Below are 17484 nucleotides of genomic sequence, written 5' to 3' on the forward strand. Positions count from 1 at the left end.
GGGAGGAAAGCGGAAGGGCCCGCGCGCTCGGGTGAGCGGGCGGGCCCCTTCGGGTGTCCGGCTAGCCCACGGAGGAGTAGGCGATGATGCCGCGGCGGAGGCCGTCGACGGCCTTGCGGGCGGTCCGGCGGAGTTCGACGTCCTCGCCGGCGGCGTCCTGGATCTGGCCGAGGACGTCGATCAGCTGCTTGGTCCAGCGGACGAAGTCGCCGGCCGGCATGTCGGCGTCGCGCAGGACCTGGTCGAGGTTGTGGCCGAGCGCCCAGCGGTAGGCGACCCAGGCGAAGCCGAGGTCGGGCTCGCGCTGGCCGACGCCCTCCGCGGTGTTGATCCGGTGCTGCTCCTCCAGGGCGTCCAGGTGGCCCCAGATCCGGACCATCTTGCCGAGCGCCTCCTTGGCCGCGCCTTCCGGCACCCGGGGGGCGCCGGCGTCGTCGGACTGGCGGGCCTCGTACACCAGCGCCGAGGCGCAGGCGGCGAGTTCGGCGGCGGCCAGGCCGCTCCAGACGCCCTCGCGGATGCACTCGGAGGCGAGCAGGTCGAGCTCGCCGTACAGCCGGCCGAGGCGCTTGCCGTCGTCGGTGACGGTGTCTCCGCTGAGGTAGCCGAGGTCGGTGAGCAGTCCGCAGACCCGGTCGAAGGTGCGGGCGATGGTGTGGGTGCGCGAGCGCATCCGGCGTTCCAGCAGCTCGGTGTCGCGGTGCAGCCGGTGGTAGCGCTCGGCCCAGCGGGCGTGGTCCTCGCGGTCGGAGCAGCCGTGGCAGGGGTGCTGGCGCAGTTCGGTGCGCAGCCGGGTGATCTCCGGGTCGTCGGCGGCCGCCGCGCGGCCGCGCCGGAACCGCTCGGGCTCCAGGTGACCGGCCTTGGTGCGCAGGGCCGAGGCGAGGTCGCGCCGGGACTGCGGGCTGCGCGGGTTGAAGGACTTGGGGATGCGCAGCCGTTCGATCGCGACGACCGGGTGCGGGAAGTCGATCATGGCGAGCCGCTTGACCTGCCGCTCGGCGGTGAGCACCACCGGGCGGGGGCCGTCCTGGTAGTCGGGGTGGCGCGGGCCGCCCCGGCCGGAGCGGTTGACCGGCGGCAGGCCCGGGTCGAGGACCAGGGCGAGGCCGGCGAACTTGCCGGTGGGCACGTGGATGACGTCGCCCGGCTTGAGCTGCTCGATGGACTCGACGGCGGCCGCGCGGCGCTGGCTGCTGCCCTCGCGGGCCATCTCGTTCTCGCGGTCCTTGAGCTTGCGGCGCAGCTCCATGTACGCGTCGAAGTCGCCGAGGTGGCAGGTCATCGACTCGCGGTAGCCCTCCAGCCCCTCCTCGTTGCGCTGCACCTGGCGGGCGATGCCGACCACCGAGCGGTCCGCCTGGAACTGGGCGAAGGAGGTTTCCAGCAGCTCGCGCGAGCGGTGCCGGCCGAACTGGGAGACCAGGTTGACGGCCATGTTGTAGGAGGGCCGGAACGAGGACTTCAGCGGGTAGGTGCGGGTGCCGGCCAGGCCGGCCAGCGCCTCGGGGTCGAGGCCGCGCTGCCAGAGCACCACGGCGTGGCCCTCGATGTCGATGCCGCGCCGCCCGGCCCGGCCGGTGAGCTGGGTGTACTCGCCGGGGGTGATGTCGGCGTGGGTCTCGCCGTTCCACTTGACGAGCTTCTCCATGACCACCGAGCGGGCGGGCATGTTGATGCCGAGCGCCAGGGTCTCGGTCGCGAAGACGGCCTTGACCAGGCCCTTCACGAAGAGCTCCTCGACGACCTCCTTGAACCGGGGCAGCATCCCGGCGTGGTGGGCGGCGATGCCGCGCTCCAGCCCGTCCAGCCACTCGAAGTAGCCGAGGACGTGCAGGTCCTCGTCGGGGATGTCGGCGCAGCGCTCCTCGACGATCGCCCGGACCCGGGCGCGGTCCGCGTCCTTGTTGAGCCGCAGGCCGGAGCTGAGGCACTGCTGGACGGCGGCCTCGCAGCCGGCCCGGCTGAAGATGAAGGTGATCGCGGGCAGCAGGCCCTCGGTGTCGAGCCGGTCGATGACGTCCACGCGGCTCGGCGTCCAGACCCGGCCCGGCCGGCCGTTGGGCATCGAGCGGCCCCGGCCGCGGCCGAAGCGGTCGCGCGGGTTGCGGTCGAGCTCGGAGCGGGCGAGCCGGACCAGCTCGGGGTTGACGGCCTTGCCGGGGTGCTTCAGGTTGTGCTTGGGGCGGCCGTCGCGGTCGGGGTCGGCGAACAGGTCGTACATCCGGTTGCCGGCCATCACGTGCTGCCACAGCGGCACGGGGCGGGTCTCGGAGACGATCACCTTGGTGCCGCCGCGCACGGTGTCCAGCCAGTCGCCGAACTCCTCGGCGTTGGAGACGGTCGCGGAGAGCGAGACGAGGGTGACCGACTCGGGGAGGTGGATGATGACCTCCTCCCAGACGGCGCCGCGGAGGCGGTCGGCGAGGTAGTGCACCTCGTCCATCACGACGTAGCCGAGGCCGTCGAGGGTGCTGGAGCCCGCGTAGAGCATGTTGCGCAGCACCTCGGTGGTCATCACCACCACGGGTGCGTCGCCGTTGACGGTGTTGTCGCCGGTGAGCAGGCCGACCTTGGCGGCGCCGTAGCGCTTGACCAGGTCCCCGTACTTCTGGTTGGAGAGCGCCTTGATCGGTGTGGTGTAGAAGCACTTGCGGCCCGCGGCCAGGGCCAGGTGCACGGCGAACTCGCCGACGATGGTCTTCCCGGAGCCGGTGGGGGCGGCGACCAGGACGCCGGATCCGGCCTCCAGCGTCTCGCAGGCCTCCAGCTGGAAGTCGTCCAGCGGGAAGTCGTACAGCTGCTGGAAGCCGTACAGGGCGGTGGCCTGCTCCTTGGCCCGGCGACGGCTGGCCGCGTACGCCTCGGCGGGGCTGAGCTCCTGGTCGTCCTGGGGCTCTGGATCGGGGGTGTTCATCGCCGTCCGGGTGTGGTTGGTGTGATCTCGCATCTCAGCGAGAGGTTACCCGGGAGGAGTGACATCGATAGCACCGTTTTTCCGTGACCTGGACGACCGGGACGACCCGGACTACCGGGGCTACGGTGGCTCGCCCCGGCCCGGGCCCCGGGGCTCAGCCCTTCAGCAGCTCCGCCAGCCCGTCCGCCAGCCGCTCGTACTCCTCCGGCCGGTTGTACAGCTGCGCGCTGACCCGCAGCACCCCGCCGCCGGCCCACGGGCGGACGGCGATCCGGGTGCCGAGCCGGTGCCACACCTCGGCCATCAGCGCCTTCACCTGGGGCTCGGTCTCGCCGAACCCGTCCGGCAGCCGGACGGTGCTCATCCAGACCCCGGGTGTCGCGGGCAGCGGCGCCAGGCCGGCCCGCTCGGCGAGCACCCGGCGGCCGTACGCGGCGAGGGCGGTGTTGTGGGCGGCCACCTCCGCGTGGCCGAGGTCGCGCAGCAGCTGGAAGCCGGCCGGGGCGGCCAGCCAGGGGGTGTAGTCGCAGGTGCCGCGCCACTCCACGTTGCCCGGGAAGCCCTTGTCGTGCTCCCAGGACAGTGCCAGCGGGCGCACCCGGGCGGTCCACTCGGGGCGGACGGCGAGCACGCCGGTGGCGCGCGGCGCGAAGGCCCACTTGTGCAGGTTGCCGAACCAGAAGTCGGCGTTCGGATCGATCGGGGCGGGCAGCATGCCGGGGGCGTGGGCGCCGTCCACCACGGTGGTCACGCCGCGGGCGCGCAGGTCGGCGAGCAGGGCCGGGCCGGCCACCAGGCGGGCGGTGGGCGAGGTCAGCTGGTCCAGGATCGCGACGGTGGTGCGTCCGTCCACGGCGGCGAGCACCGTCTCCCGGACGGCCTGTTCGTCCGGGGCATCCAGCGGCACCTCGACGACCGCCACGTCGGCGCCGGTCTCGGCGGCCTTGCGGACCGCGGCCCGGGTCACCGCGCCGTAGCCGTGGTCGGTGACCAGGATCCGGTCACCGGGGGCGAACGGGATGCTGTCCAGGGCGATCGCGACCGCCTCGGTGACGTTGGCGACCAGCGCGAGCCGGTCCGGGTCGGTGTCCAGCTCGGCGGCGAGAAGGGCGCGGGCGGCGGCGATCCGGGCGGGGAGGTCGGCGAAGAAGCCGTCCGGGTCCCGCTCGTGCTCGGTGCGCAGCCGCTCCTGCGCCCGCTGCACCGGGACGGGCACGGCGCCGAACGAGCCGTGGTTCAGGTGCGCGGTCTGCGGGGACACGCTGAACAGCCGGTCGGCGGCGGGCAGGGGGGCCGGGGGTTCGGCGGTCCGCAGGTCCTCGGTCACGGTTTCCTCCGCTGGCCGGCGCACCGGTGGTCGGCGCGCCGGTGGCTCGACGTCTCGGCGGGCCGGTCGGCACCGGCACGCACTGATGTGTGACATTTCACATGACAGACTACTGGTCGGGGCCCACACCTCGCGACCACCATCGGGCCGTGACCAACACCGACGCCTTCCTTGCCCTCAGCGCCCGTACCGGCCGGTTCGCCTTCGGCGCGCCGCGTGCGTACACCCTCGCCGAGGACGGTACCCGGCTGCTGCTGCTCCGCTCCACCGGTCCGGAGGATCCGGTCGACCGCCTCCACCTGCTCGACACCGCGACCGGCGAGGAGCGCCTGGTCGCCGACCCGGCCGCGCTGCTGCCCGGCCGCACCGGCCGCCGCGACGACCTGCCCGTCGTCGAGCGCCGGCTGCGCGAGCGCACCCGGCTGGTCGCCGCCGGCATCGGCACGTACGCCGCCACCGCCGACCTCGCCACCGCCGTCTTCACCCTGGACGGCCGACTGTTCCGCACCGACACCACCGCCGGCACCAGCGACGAACTCCCCGTCGCCGGGCCCGCGTTCGACCCCCGGCCGGACGCCACCGGGCAGCGCGTCGCCTACGTCGCCGAGGACGCCCTGTACGTCACCCCGGCCCTCGAACCGTTCTCCCCCGCCGACGGCGCCCGCTGGGGCGTCGCCGAATTCGCCGCCGCCGAGGAGCTCGGCCGCTCCCGCGGCCACTGGTGGCGCCCGGACGGCGGCGCGCTGCTGGCCGCCCGGGTGGACGAATCCGCCGTCCCCCGGCGCTACTTCGCCGACCCGGCGCACCCCGGCGAGGCCCCCGAGGACTTCGCCTACCCGCAGGCCGGCGGCCCCAACGCGGACGTCCAGCTCTGGGCGCTCGGCCTGGACGGCACCCGGGTCCGACTGCGGTGGGACGCCGAGGAGTTCCCGTACGTCTGCGCCGCCTCCTGGGCCTCCACCGAGGAGGTGCTGCTCACCGTCGCCGACCGCCTGCAGCAGAACGTGCTGCTGCTGAGCGCCGACCCGGCCACCGGCACGAGCACCGAACTCTCCCGCACCACCGACGAGTTCTGGGTGGACGACCTGCCCGGCACCCCCGCCCGGCTGGCCGACGGCCGGCTGCTCACCGTCCACGACACCCCGCAGACCCGCGGCCTCGCGCTGGACGGCAAGCCCCTGGACACCACCGGTCTGCAGATCCGCCGGGTCGTCGGCCGGCTGAACGGCCGACTGCTCTGCGAGACCGGCGAGGGCGACCCCTTCGACCAGTACGTCCACCTGGTCGACCCGGACGGCGGCGCCCCCGAGCCGCTCGCCTCCGGCCCCGGCACCCACACGGCCCTCGCCGCCGCCGACACCCTGCTGCTCACCTCGGCCGGCCCGGAGGGCGTGCGGCGCGTCGTCAGCCGCGACGGCCGCGAGCTGCCGCTCACCGACCACAGCGCCGCGCTGCCCCACCGGGTGGAGCCGCGACTCGCCCGGGTCACCGGGCGCTCCCTGCCCAGCGCCGTGGTCTACCCGCGCGACCACGTCCCGGGCCGGCGGCTGCCCGTCCTGCTGGACGTCTACGGCGGGCCCGGCTACCAGGCGGTGGCCAACGAGCCGCGCCGCTGGCAGCTCAAGCAGTGGTGGGCCGACCAGGGCTTCGCGGTGGTCACCGTCGACAACGGCGGCACCCCGTTCGTCTCCCCCGAGTTCACCCGCACCATCTTCCGCCGCTTCTCCCAGGTGGCGCTGGACGACCAGGTCGACGCCCTGCACGCGCTCGCCGAGCAGCACCCGGACCTCGACCTCGGTCGGGTGGGCGTGCGCGGCTGGTCCTACGGCGGCTACTTCGCGGCGCTCGCCGTCCTGCGCCGCCCGGACGTCTTCCACGCCGCCTGCGCGGGCGCCCCGCCCACCGACTTCCGGCTCTACGACACCGCGTACACCGAGCGCTACCTCGGCCTGCCGCAGGACAACCCCGAGGGCTACGCCGACGACTGCCTGATCACCGACGCGCCCGCCCTGACCAGGCCGCTGCTGCTGATCCACGGGCTGGCCGACGACAACGTCCACCCCTCGCACACCCTGCTGCTCTCCCAGGCGCTCACCAGGGCCGGCCGGCCGCACAGCGTGCTGCCGCTGCCCGGGGCCACCCACATGACCCCGGGCGGGCTGATGGAGCAGCTGGCCGAGGCCGAACTCGCCTTCCTGCGGGCGTCCCTGGGGTAGTCCGTTGCACCGCCCGGGCCGGGCTGCGACACTCCGCACGATCGCCGCCCGGTCCGGGCGGGCCAGTACGACGGGGAGAACGCGGATGAGGATCGACCGACCCGGCCCGGTCGGGCAGCGGCAGTGGACGCCGCTGACCGCGGGAAACGCCGGACTCGCCTTCGGGCTGGAGCTCGCCCTGCTGGCGTCGCTCTGCTACTGGGGCTTCCGGGCCGGCCCGAACACCGGCCTGCGGCTGCTGTTCGGGCTCGGCGCGCCGGCCCTGGCGGCCGGCGTCTGGGCGCTGTTCCTGGCCGCGGGCGGGCCGGCCGTCCGGCTGCCGGTCGGTGCGGAGATCGTGGTCAAGCTGCTGGTCCTCGGCACCGGCGCGCTCGCCCTGCACGCCACCGGGCGGAGCACCCTCGCGCTGGTGTACGGCGTACTGGTGGTGGTCAGCGTGGCCCTGGAGTACACCACCGGCTGACGGTCCGGCAGGCGAAGGGCGTCGTACCTCCTGGTGCGGCGCCCTTCCGCTTGCTCCACACCTCTTCCACGTGACCCGTCACATGTGAAATATTACCTGCGCTTCACCGACTGATGACCTGAAGGACCCCCATCCCCCCGAAAGGACCGGTCAGTTGCGCAGACTGTCCGCCGCCCTCGCCGCCGCGCTCACCACCGGCGCGATAGCGGCCACCCTGCTGGGCACCCCCGCCCAGGCCGCACCCCCGGCCCCCGCCACCCTCGCCGCGGCCCAGGCCGACGCCGAACAGGGCGCCGAGGCCCCGCCCGCCCCGCTGGCCCCCCAGGAGCGCGAGCGCCAGGCGCTGCGCGGCAAGGCCCTGGAGCAGCTCAACAAGGGCTCCGTCGCCAAGAGCGCCGGCAAGCGGGCCCCGGCGAAGGTGAAGATCGGCAACGACTACGTCCAGCTCGCGCACCAGCGCACGGACAAGGTCTTCGTGATCCTCGCCCAGTTCGGCGACGAGGTGGACAACAGCACCCAGTGGAACGGCCGGCCCCGCTACGGCGGCACCCCCGGCCCGGCCCACAACCTGATCCCCAAGCCGGGCAAGGACGACAACCACACCCTGTGGTCGCAGGACTTCAACCGCGACTACTACCAGAAGCTGTTCTTCGACGACTCGCCCGGCGCCGTGTCGATGCGCAACTACTACCGCACCCAGTCCTCCGGCCGGTACGACGTCGAGGGCACCGTCAGCGACTGGGTCACCCTCCCGTACAACGAGGCCCGCTACGGCAGCAACAAGGGCCCGCAGGGCTCCGGCGCCTGGACCCAGGGGCAGGAGTTCGTCCGGGACGCCGTCAAGGCCTGGTACGACGGCGAGATCGCCAAGGGCCGCTCCGCCGCCGACATCAAGGCTCAGCTCGCCCAGTACGACGTCTACGACCGCTACGACCACGACAAGGACGGCGAGTTCGCCCAGCCGGACGGCTACCTGGACAACGTCGTCGTGGTGCACGCGGGCGTGGACGAGACCTGGGGCGGCGGCGCCCAGGGCGCCGACGCACTGTGGGCGCACCGCAGCTGGACCTTCCCGGACGCGACCGGGCAGACCGGCCCGGAGGGCAACAAGATCGGCGGCGCCCCCGTCGGCGACACCGGCCTGTACGTCTACGACTACGTCCAGGGGGGCGAGAACAGCGGCGTCGGCCTGTTCGCCCACGAGTACGGCCACAACCTCGGCCTGCCCGACCTCTACCCCACCAACGGCGGTGACAACAGCGTCAACTTCTGGTCGCTGATGTCCTCCGGCTCGTACCTGGGCAAGGGCCCGAACACCACCGGCGGCTACCCCGGCGACCTCGACGCCTGGAGCAAGCTGCAGTTCGGCTGGCTCGACTACGACGAGGCGCAGGCCGCCACCCGCTCCACCCACGCCCTCGGCGTGAGCAGCTACAACACCGACCAGGCCCAGGCCGTCCTGGTCCACCTGCCGGACGGCACCACCCGCACCGACCTCGCCGACCCGTACGAGGGCGCCAGGCAGTGGTGGAGCGACACCGGCGACAACCAGGACAACTCCCTGGCCCGGGACGTCGACCTGCGCACCGCCGCCGGTCCGGCCGCCCTGGACGCGGCGGTCTGGTACGACACCGAGCAGGACTACGACTTCCTGACCGTCGAGGCCTCCACCGACGAGGGCAAGCACTGGACCGCCCTCGGCGGCACCGTGGACGGCGCCCCGATCGGCAACACCAGCGCCAACACCCCCGGGCTGAGCGGCGCGTCCGGCGCCTACAAGCAGCTGCACATCCCGCTGGACGGCTACCTCGGCCGGCAGGTCCGGCTGCGCTTCCACGTCACCTCGGACAGCAACACCCACGGCCGGGGCGTGCTGGTGGACGCCGTCAAGGCCACCGCCGGCGGCGCCGAGCTGTTCACCGACGGCGCCGAGAACGGCGCGAACGGCTGGACCGCCAACGGCTTCACCGCCATCGACGGCCGCACCGCCGTCAAGCAGCACCCGCGCGCGTACCTCGCCGAGAACCGCCGCTACACCGGCTACGGGGCGTTCCTGAAGACCGGCCCGTACAACTTCGGCTACAGCGGCGTCGCGGGCAAGGCCAACGTGGTGGACAACTACCCGTACCAGGAGGGCGTCCTGATCTGGCTGTGGGACACCTCGTACGGTGACAACAACACCAAGGACCACCCCGGCGGCGGGCTGATCCTGCCGATCGACGCCCGCCCGGCGCCGATCCGCTTCGCCGACGGGACGCTGGTCAACGGGCGGGCGCAGACCTACGACGCGACCTTCTCGCTCAAGCCGACCACGCCGTTCACCCTGCACAAGGGCGGCGTCGCGGTGCGCATCCCGTCGAAGCCGGCCGTCCCGGTCTTCAACGACCGCACCGGGGTGTACGGCGACCCGGCCACGCCGCAGCTGACGGTGAAGGTGCCGGACACCAACACGAAGATCGAGGTCGTCCGGGAGTCCCAGGGCGGGAAGATCACCACCGTCCGGGTGGGCCCGGCCTCCTGAGCCGGGAAGCCCCGTGGAAGAGGCCCCGGATCCCCCCGACGACAAGGGATCCGGGGCCTGCTCGTGCCGCCACGGCGGGGCCGCCCGTGCCCGCCGCGGGGCCGCTCGTGCCACCGCGGCTCAGCGCCCGAGGCTGCGGGCGGTGCGCGCGGCGGTGGCCACCCCGAGGGCGGTGATCGCGGCGATCCCCAGGGTCATGTACCGGGCCGAGTCGACCGGGGTGTCCCCGCCCAGGTTGACCAGGGTGCCGGCCAGCGCCGAGGTCACCGAGAAGGCGATCAGCTGGGTGGTGTTGATCGCCGCGGCCGCCTTGCCGCCCTCCGCCGGGTCGCCGCTGCTGCGCATCGCGGCCACGCTCAGGTGCGGGAAGGCCAGGCCTATCCCGGTGCCGGCGGCGAACAGCGCCACCGCCCACAGCAGCACCCGCGGCCCGGAGGCGTGCCCGGTCTGCGTCAGCCCGTGGACCAGCAGCCCGCCGACCAGCACCAGCGGTGCGGTGCGGATCGCCAGGGCCCGGCCGCGGGCCGTCCCGATCCCGACGCTGAACAGCTGGGCGGTGGTCCAGCCGGCCGAGGTCGTGGCCCCGAGGAACCCGGCCACCAGCGGGGAGAGGCCGCCCAGCTGCTGGCCGAACAGCGGGGTGAAGTTCTCCGTCACCACGCCCGCGCAGAGCACCGCGACGGTCAGGTAGAGCCACTTCAGCGGGTTGCCGGCCCGGTAGGTCTGCTGCGGCAGCACCGTGGCCGCCCCGCGCCGCTCGGCCGCCACGAAGCCCACCAGCAGCGCCAGTCCGGCGAGCAGGCACAGGGCCGTCGGCCAGCCGCTCGGCACCGTCGAGCTGACGCTGAAGGCGGCCGCCGCCAGGGTGAGCAGCAGGAGCGAGGGCAGCGGCACCGGGCCGCTGCCGTGCCCCGCGCCGGGGCGTCCGGGCAGCACCCGGCGGGCCAGGACCGCCAGCACCAGCGCGGCGACCAGCAGCAGGACGTACGCCCCGCGCCAGGCGCCGAGCTGGGCGAAGAGCCCGCCCAGCGACGGTCCGACCAGCGTTCCGACGCCCCACATCGCGGAGACCAGTCCGGCCGCGCGGGTCCACAGCCGCTCCGGCAGGGCACTGCGGATCACGGCGTAGCCGAGCCCGGCCACCAGCCCGCCGCCGAGGCCCTGCACCACCCGGCCGAGGATCAGCGCCGCCATCGACGGGCTGAGCGCGTTGACCACCGCGCCGGCGCCGAAGACCAGGAAGCCCAGCACGTAGGCCCGGGCGGCGCCGAGGCGGTCCAGCAGCCGGCTGACCAGCATCGAGGCGATGACGGCGGCCATCAGGAAGCCGGTGGCCACCCACGCGTAGTACCGCTCGCCGCCGATGTCGGCGACGATCGAGGGCATCAGGGCGGCGGTGAAGTAGAGGTTCATCGCGTACAGCGCGACGCCGCCGGCCAGGATGGAGGCGGAGGCGGCGTAGCGGCGGGAGAAGAGTTCGCGCCACCCGCCGGGGGCTCCCGCGGACGGCGACTCCGACGAGTAACTGTCCAGCTCGGCAGTGGTGGTGTCGTTGTCGACGGCAGCTGATTCGGTCACGTCCGGTACGCTAGGACTTCAAGAGAACTTGAAGTCAAGGAGCCGCCATGACCACCGCGCCGGTCGATCTGCTGAGCGTCGGCGAGGTGGCCCGGCGGGCCGGGATCGCCACCTCGGCGGTGCGCTTCTACGAGGACCAGGGGCTGATCTCCTCCGAGCGCACGACGGGCAACCAGCGGCGCTACCGGCGGCACGTGCTGCGCCGGATCTCGCTCATCCTGGTCGCCAAGCGGCTCGGCATCCCGCTCTCCGAGGTCGCCGAGGTGTTCACCGGCCTGCCCGAGGACCGGATGCCCGGCAAGCACGACTGGGAGCGGATCTCCCGGCGCTGGGCCGAACAGCTGCGCGCCCGCCGGGCCGAACTGGAGCGGCTGGAGGACGAACTGACCGGCTGCATCGGCTGCGGCTGCGTGTCGCTGCGCCGCTGCCGGGTGCTCAACCCGGGGGACGAGCTGGCCGCCGAGGGGCCAGGCCCGCGCCGGCTGCTGCCGGAGGAGGGCCTGCTGCCCGCCGAGGAGTGAGCGGGCAGCAGGAGCGGGCGCGGAAAGTGGGCGGGGAAAGTGGGCGGGAAAGGGTGGAACCCGGCCGGACGCGGCCCTCGCAGGGTTCCCCGCCGCGTCCGACCGGGGGCTTGTGCGGCCTCAGGCCTCCGGGAAGTGGCAGGCGGCCTGCCGCTCGCCGGGCCCGGCGATCCTCAGCAGCGGCCGCTCGGTCCGGCAGATGTCCTGGGCCTTGGGGCAGCGCGGGTGGAAGGTGCAGCCGGGCGGCGGGTCGGCCGGGCTCGGCGGGTCGCCGAGCAGCACGATCCGCTCCCGGTTGCGCTCCGCCTCCGGGTCGGGCAGCGGGACGGCGGACAGCAGCGCCCTGGTGTACGGGTGCGCGGGGCTGCCGTACACCTCGGCCTTGTCGCCGATCTCCACGATCCGGCCCAGGTACATCACCGCGACCCGGTCGCAGACCCGCTTGACCACCGAGAGGTCGTGCGCGATGAACACGTACGCCAGCCCCAGCTCCTTCTGGAGCCGCTCCATCAGATTGACCACCTGGGCCTGGATGGAGACGTCCAGCGCGGAGACCGGCTCGTCGGCGATCACCAGCCGCGGCGAGGTGGCCAGCGAACGGGCGATGCCGATGCGCTGGGCCTGGCCGCCGGAGAACTCGTGCGGGTAGCGGTCCAGGTGCTCGGGGATCAGCCCGACCAGCTCCATCAGCTCGCCGGCCCGCTTGCGCGCGTCCGCCGCGCTCCCGCCCTGGACCAGCAGCGGCTCGGAGATGATCCGGGCCACCGTCTGGCGGGGGTTGAGCGAGGAGTACGGGTCCTGGAAGACCATCTGGAGGTCGCGCCGGTGCGGGCGCAGCCGGGCCTGGGAGAGCCCGCCGATCTCGGTGCCGTCGAAGGTGACGGTGCCCGAGGTCGGGTCGAGCAGCCGGACGATCATCCGCCCGGTGGTGGACTTGCCGCAGCCGGACTCGCCGACCAGGCCGAGCGTCTCGCCCGCGCCGACGTCGAAGCTCACCCCGTCCACCGCCCGGATCGGCGCCCCGGGCCGGCCGGTGCGGCCGCGCCGGCCGGGGAAGGTCTTCACCAGGTCCCGGACGGACAGCAGCGGCGCGGTCGCGCCCTTCGTCGACGGTGTGGTCATCACAGCACCCCTTCCGGCACCAGCGGCAGGTGGCAGGCGGCCTGGTGGCCGGGGGCGAGCCGGTCGAGCACGGGGCGCTCGGCCAGGCAGCGGGTGTGCTCCTCGGCGGACGCCGCGGTGGTGCGGGCGCAGCGCGGGGCGAAGGAGCAGCCGGGGGCGGGGGCGATCAGCGACGGCGGGCTGCCGGGGATGGCCCGCAGCGGGGCGTCGTCGGCGTCGTCCAGGCGCGGCAGCGAGTCCAGCAGGCCGCGCGTGTACGGGTGCGCGGGCTGCGCGAACAGCCGGTCCACCGGGGCCTGTTCGGCGGCCCGGCCGCCGTACATGACCAGCACCTCGTGGGCGACCCGGGCGACCACGCCGAGGTCGTGGGTGATCATCACGACGCCGAGGCCGCGCTCCTGCTGGATCCGGGCGATCAGGTCGAGGATCTGCGCCTGGACGGTGACGTCGAGGGCCGTGGTCGGCTCGTCGGCGATCAGCAGCTCGGGCTCGCAGGCGAGCGCCATGGCGATCATGACGCGCTGGCGCATGCCGCCGGAGAACTGGTGCGGGTACTCGTCGACCCGGCGGGCCGGCTCCGGGATGCCGACCTCGGCCAGCATCTCCACCGCCTTGGCCCGCCCGGCCTTGCGGTTGGCCTTGAAGTGCACCCGGTAGTGCTCGGCGATCTGCTCCCCGACGGTGTAGAAGGGATGCAGGCTGGACAGCGGGTCCTGGAAGATCATCGCGATCCGGCGGCCCCGGACGGTGCCCAGCTCCCGTTCCCCGAGCCCGTTCAGCTCCTGCCCGTTCAGCCGGATCGAGCCGGTGACGGCGGCGCCGCGGTGCAGGCCCATGACGGCGAGCGAGGTGACGGACTTTCCGCTGCCCGACTCGCCGACCAGCCCGAGGGTGCGCCCGGCCTCGACGGCGAAGGAGATCCCGTCCACCGCGCGGACGGTGCCGCGCGGGGTGTCGAAGGCGACCTTGAGGTCCTCGACCTCCAACAGCCTGGTCATCAGTACCTCACTCTCGGGTCGACGAACGCGTAGAGCAGGTCGACCAGCAGGTTCGCCGCGACGATGAAGAAGGCCGCGAGCAGGGTGACCCCGAGGATGACGGGCTGGTCGGAGCGGGCCAGGCCGTCGTAGAACAGCCGGCCGACACCGGGCAGGCCGAAGATCGACTCGGTGATGACCGCGCCGGCCAGCAGGCCGCCGAGGTCCATGCCGAAGATGGTCAGGATCGGCGTCATCCCGGCGCGCAGCCCGTGCTTGACGGTGACCGTCCGCGGCGGCAGGCCCTTGGCCCGGGCGGTGCGGATGTACGGCTCGGCCATCGCCTCGATCATCGAGTTGCGGCTCTGCCGGGCGTACATGGCCGCGTACAGCAGGGCCAGCGCGATCCACGGCAGCAGCAGGTTGGAGCCCCATTCGAAGGGGTTCTCGGTGAACTTGTGGTACGAGGGGTAGGGCAGCAGCCCGGCCGTCCTGACGACGCCCCAGATCAGCATGATCGAGGTGAAGTAGACCGGCAGCGAGGCGGCGCCGACGGACAGGACCATCAGCGTCTTGTCGACCGGTCGGCCCTTGCGCAGCGCCGAGGTGACGCCCGCGCCGAGGCCGAGGAGCAGCCAGAGCACGGCCGCGCCGATGGCCAGCGAGACGGAGACCGGCAGCCGGTCGGTGAGCAGGTCCCAGACCGGCAGCCCGTACTCGTAGGAGTAGCCGAGGCAGGGGAAGCCGCAGTGCACCGCACTGGGGCCGGAGCCGTAGTCGCGGCCGGCGAAGATGCCGCCGAGGTAGGCCAGGAACTGCTCCCAGACCGGCTTGTCCAGGCCCATCGCCGCCTTGACGTCGGCGAGCCGCTCGGGGCTGCACGTCTTTCCGCAGGCGGCCGCGGCCGGGTCGTTGGGCAGCAGGTAGAAGATGGTGAAGGTGATGGCGCAGATGGCGAGCAGGATGCCCGCCACGCCGAGCAGGCGGCGGCCGAGGTAGAGGATCACGACCGGCCTCCCCGGGGGTCGAGGATGTCGCGCAGCGCGTCCCCGAGCAGGGTGAAGGCGAGCACGGCGACGAACAGGAAGGCGGTCGGGATCAGGAAGTAGGTCGGGTCGGTCTCGTAGTGCACGATGCTCTCGGCGATCATCTGGCCCCAGGACGCGGTCGGCGGGCGGACGCCCACGCCGAGGTAGCTGAGCGCGGCCTCGGTGGCGATCATGCCGGGGACGAGCAGGGTGGTGTAGGCGATGATCGGGCCGGAGACGTTCGGCAGGATCTCGCGGGTGAGGATCCGCCAGGAGCGCGCCCCGCCGACCTTGGCGGCCTCGACGTACTCGCGGTGCTTGAGCGAGAGGGTCTGGCCGCGCACCACCCGGGCGATGCCGGGCCAGGTGAACAGCCCGATCACCAGGGTGATCAGCAGGATCCGGTTGACGTCCTTGGCCACCGACATCATCGCGATCATGAAGATCAGCGAGGGGAAGGACATCGTGAGGTCCATCAGCCGGGACAGCAGCGTGTCGACGCGGCCGCCGAAGTAGCCCGCCGCGATGCCGGCCAGGGTGCCGGTGACCACGACGACGGCGGTCGCGGTGAAGGCGATCAGCAGGGAGACCTGCCCGCCGTGCAGCACCCGGGCGAACAGGTCGCGGCCGGTGCCCGGCTCGACGCCCAGCCAGTGCCGGGCGCTGATGCCGCCGAAGTCGCCCCTGGGCACGCCGCCCAGGTACGGGTCGATGGCGCGCTTGTCGAACTCCTCGGGGGTCCAGCCGCCGAGCGAGCTCAGCGGGCCCGCCAGCGCGGTGACCAGGACCAGCAGGCCAACGGTGATCAGCCCGAACCGGGCCGGGCCCTTGGCCCACAGCTGGTCCCAGACCAGCCGCCAGGGCCCGCGCCCGGCACTCTTCTTGGCGCCCCCCGCCGTGGCGTCGGCCACGGCGGGGGGCTCAGTGGTGGTACTCATCGCTGCCGGTCCCTCACTTGCCCTTGGCGGGGTCCTTGAGGCCGACGGCACCCAGGTCGATCATGCCGGCGAAGCCCGAGTTGCCGAACGCACCGGCCACGTTGGTGCCGACCAGCAGGGGGCGGCGCTGCCAGATCAGCGGGACGGCCGGGGCCTTCTTCGCCAGGTCCTGGTCCAGCTGCTGCCAGGCCTTGTTGGCCTCGTTGACGTCCGTCATGGCCGCGATCTGGTCCATCCGGTCCATCGTGGCCTGGTCCTTGAACTGGCTCAGGTTGCCCTGGTTGCCCTTCTCCTTGATGGTGCGGCCGTCGAACTGGAACGGCAGGAAGGTCGCACCGGAGGGGTAGTCCGGGCACCAGCCCTGGATGGTCAGCTCGGGGGCGTTCTTGATGTCGCCGACGGTGTCCTGGAAGGCGGACGGGTCGGTGGTGTTGATGGTGACCTGGACGCCGGCCTTGGACAGCGACTGCTGGATCGCCTCGGCCCGGGTCTTGTCGCCGAGCGAGACGGTGAGCGAGACCTTGAGGTCGGTCTTGCCGGCCTCCTGGAGCAGCTTCTTGGCCTTCTCCTGGTCGCCGGTCGGCGGGATCTTCAGCGGGTCGGACTTGACGCCGGCGGTCAGCGAGGGCGGCAGGTAGGAGGTCGCCACGTCGGCCATCGCCGGGCCGCCGAAGGCCGTCACCTGCGCGTCGCGGTCGACCGCCCACATCATCGCCTCGCGCACCTTCGGGTCGTCGAAGGGGGCCTTGGCGGTGTTCAGGTACAGCATGTCGGTACAGCCGGTGACCTCGGCGGCCATCCGGGCCTTGACGTCCGGCTTGGGCAGCACCTTGGCGACGGTCTCGTGCTGCATCCACGGCATGTTGATGGCGTTGGCGTCGGCGCCGTCGCTGGCGATGATCCGGTCGTCGGCCTGGCCGCCCTTGATGCCCTGGGTGACCACGACCTTGTCCGGGTAGGCCTTGCGGACGGTGTCGGTGGCCGGGTCCCAGTTGGTGTTGCGGACCAGCACCAGCTGCTTGCCGCGGTCGTAGGTCTCGATCTTGTACGGGCCGGAGGAGAACGGCCGGGCGTCGTACTGGGTGCCCTTCTCCTGGGACTGCGGCACCGGGGAGAAGGTCGGCAGCGAGACGGTGGAGGAGAACTCGGCGACCGGGCGCTTCAGGTGGAAGACGATCGTCCTGTCGTCCGGGGTCTCGATGCTCGCCAGGTGCTCGCCGTTCAGCGGGCCCTTGTAGTTCTCGCCGCCGGCCAGGTACTGGATCGCGTAGTCGGGGCCGCCGGTGAGGTCCGGGGAGTAGGACCGCTCGACGTTGTACTTGATGTCGGCGGACTTGATCGGCGTGCCGTCCTCGTACTTGAGGCCGTCCTTGAGGGTGAAGGTCCACACCTTGCCGCCGTCGGAGGACTTGCCCAGGTCGGTGGCGAGGTCCGGGACGATCTCGCTGCCGGTGGCGCCGGGCTCGGACTTGAAGGTGGTCAGGGTCCGGTAGAGCAGCCGGGTGCCGAAGTCCATGTGCGGCACCACCCAGTTGCGGGCCGGGTCGAGGTGCGCGAAGTCCTGGTTGGTCAGGACGGTGAGGGTCCCGCCCTTGACGGGGGTGCCGCCGATGATCGAGCCGGACGCGGCGCCCGGGCCCTTGCTGTCGGAGGGGGCGGCGTCGCTGCCGCTGTCACTCTTGTCGTTGGAGCAGGCCCCGAGGCCGAGGGTGAGGGTCGCCGCGAGGGCCGCCGCGAGGGCGGCGTGGGTGCGCCTGGTCATGTGCAACTCCGCTGTGGGGGGCCCGATCCGCCGGATCTGGCCGCTGCGCTGTGTGACCCGTAACATAGTAATGTGAAATTGCACTGCACAAGAGGTGACGGCTCCCGTTACCGA

Annotated in this window: 12 protein-coding genes; 4 read left to right on the forward strand and 8 right to left on the reverse strand. The window is 73.0% G+C overall.

What is annotated here, in order from left to right; translation table 11 throughout:
• Positions 1-61: 61 nt before the first annotated feature.
• Together ACFVUY_RS34360 and ACFVUY_RS34365 are read right to left on the reverse strand one after the other, a co-directional pair.
• Positions 62-2917 carry a DEAD/DEAH box helicase gene (locus ACFVUY_RS34360; protein ID WP_387736289.1) on the reverse strand — a complete coding sequence of 952 codons (2856 nt, stop codon included), beginning with the start codon at positions 2915-2917 and terminating at the stop codon, positions 62-64.
• Between the two features lie 154 nt (positions 2918-3071).
• Positions 3072-4244 (reverse strand): aminotransferase class V-fold PLP-dependent enzyme, encoded by a 1173-nt coding sequence (locus ACFVUY_RS34365; RefSeq protein ID WP_387736226.1) that lies wholly within the window; start codon positions 4242-4244, stop codon positions 3072-3074.
• A gap of 149 nt (positions 4245-4393) precedes the next feature.
• Here ACFVUY_RS34365 and ACFVUY_RS34370 point away from each other — a divergent pair, with 149 nt between their 5' ends.
• From ACFVUY_RS34370 to ACFVUY_RS34380, 3 genes are all read left to right on the forward strand, one after another.
• On the forward strand, positions 4394-6460 hold the full coding sequence (locus ACFVUY_RS34370) for a prolyl oligopeptidase family serine peptidase (protein ID WP_387736228.1): 2067 nt from the start codon (positions 4394-4396) through the stop codon (positions 6458-6460).
• An 85-nt stretch (positions 6461-6545) separates the two neighbouring features.
• Positions 6546-6923, forward strand: coding sequence for a YrdB family protein (locus ACFVUY_RS34375; protein ID WP_387693060.1), 378 nt, complete (start codon positions 6546-6548; stop codon positions 6921-6923).
• Between the two features lie 154 nt (positions 6924-7077).
• Positions 7078-9444, forward strand: a complete 2367-nt coding sequence (locus ACFVUY_RS34380; protein ID WP_387736230.1) for an immune inhibitor A domain-containing protein — start codon at positions 7078-7080, stop codon at positions 9442-9444.
• 120 nt (positions 9445-9564) lie between these two features.
• On the opposite strand, the gene ACFVUY_RS34385 is transcribed toward ACFVUY_RS34380, so the two are convergent.
• Entirely contained in the window at positions 9565-11022 is a 1458-nt protein-coding gene (locus ACFVUY_RS34385; RefSeq protein ID WP_387736232.1) for an MFS transporter, read from the reverse strand.
• Positions 11023-11069: 47 nt separating this feature from the next.
• Between ACFVUY_RS34385 and soxR the strand changes: the two genes are divergently transcribed.
• Positions 11070-11543, forward strand: coding sequence for a redox-sensitive transcriptional activator SoxR (gene soxR, locus ACFVUY_RS34390; protein WP_387693053.1), 474 nt, complete (start codon positions 11070-11072; stop codon positions 11541-11543).
• 120 nt (positions 11544-11663) lie between these two features.
• On the opposite strand, the gene ACFVUY_RS34395 is transcribed toward soxR, so the two are convergent.
• The 5 genes from ACFVUY_RS34395 to ACFVUY_RS34415 are packed head-to-tail and all read right to left on the reverse strand — an operon-like array spanning position 11664 to position 17370.
• Positions 11664-12665, reverse strand: a complete 1002-nt coding sequence (locus ACFVUY_RS34395) for an ABC transporter ATP-binding protein (protein WP_387693051.1) — start codon at positions 12663-12665, stop codon at positions 11664-11666.
• Positions 12665-13663: an ABC transporter ATP-binding protein gene (locus ACFVUY_RS34400; RefSeq protein WP_380544636.1), complete on the reverse strand. Its 999-nt coding sequence runs from the start codon at positions 13661-13663 to the stop codon at positions 12665-12667. The genes ACFVUY_RS34395 and ACFVUY_RS34400 overlap by 1 nt, the downstream gene beginning before the upstream one ends.
• Positions 13663-14649, reverse strand: a complete 987-nt coding sequence (locus tag ACFVUY_RS34405) for an ABC transporter permease (RefSeq protein WP_387736234.1) — start codon at positions 14647-14649, stop codon at positions 13663-13665. The genes ACFVUY_RS34400 and ACFVUY_RS34405 overlap by 1 nt, the downstream gene beginning before the upstream one ends.
• On the reverse strand, positions 14646-15608 hold the full coding sequence (locus ACFVUY_RS34410) for an ABC transporter permease (RefSeq protein ID WP_387693047.1): 963 nt from the start codon (positions 15606-15608) through the stop codon (positions 14646-14648). Before ACFVUY_RS34410 ends, ACFVUY_RS34405 begins: the two co-directional genes overlap by 4 nt.
• A 13-nt stretch (positions 15609-15621) precedes the next feature.
• The gene (locus ACFVUY_RS34415; protein ID WP_387693045.1) at positions 15622-17370 is read right to left on the reverse strand and encodes an ABC transporter substrate-binding protein; all 1749 of its coding nucleotides are present in this window, start codon (positions 17368-17370) and stop codon (positions 15622-15624) included.
• Positions 17371-17484: the final 114 nt, after the last annotated feature.

The sequence above is a fragment of the Kitasatospora sp. NPDC058063 genome, assembly GCF_042885395.1.
GTDB classification, from domain to species: Bacteria; Actinomycetota; Actinomycetes; order Streptomycetales; family Streptomycetaceae; genus Kitasatospora; species Kitasatospora lactacystinica.

Excerpts from the sequence above, each read along its gene's own strand:
- ACFVUY_RS34360 (WP_387736289.1), bottom strand. The coding sequence starts at position 2,917 with ATGAACACCCCCGATCCAGAGCCCCAGGACGACCAGGAGCTCAGCCCC.
- ACFVUY_RS34375 (WP_387693060.1), top strand. The coding sequence starts at position 6,546 with ATGAGGATCGACCGACCCGGCCCGGTCGGGCAGCGGCAGTGGACGCCG.
- soxR (WP_387693053.1), top strand. The coding sequence starts at position 11,070 with ATGACCACCGCGCCGGTCGATCTGCTGAGCGTCGGCGAGGTGGCCCGG.
- ACFVUY_RS34395 (WP_387693051.1), bottom strand. The coding sequence starts at position 12,665 with ATGACCACACCGTCGACGAAGGGCGCGACCGCGCCGCTGCTGTCCGTC.
- ACFVUY_RS34400 (WP_380544636.1), bottom strand. The coding sequence starts at position 13,663 with ATGACCAGGCTGTTGGAGGTCGAGGACCTCAAGGTCGCCTTCGACACC.
- ACFVUY_RS34410 (WP_387693047.1), bottom strand. The coding sequence starts at position 15,608 with ATGAGTACCACCACTGAGCCCCCCGCCGTGGCCGACGCCACGGCGGGG.
- ACFVUY_RS34415 (WP_387693045.1), bottom strand. The coding sequence starts at position 17,370 with ATGACCAGGCGCACCCACGCCGCCCTCGCGGCGGCCCTCGCGGCGACC.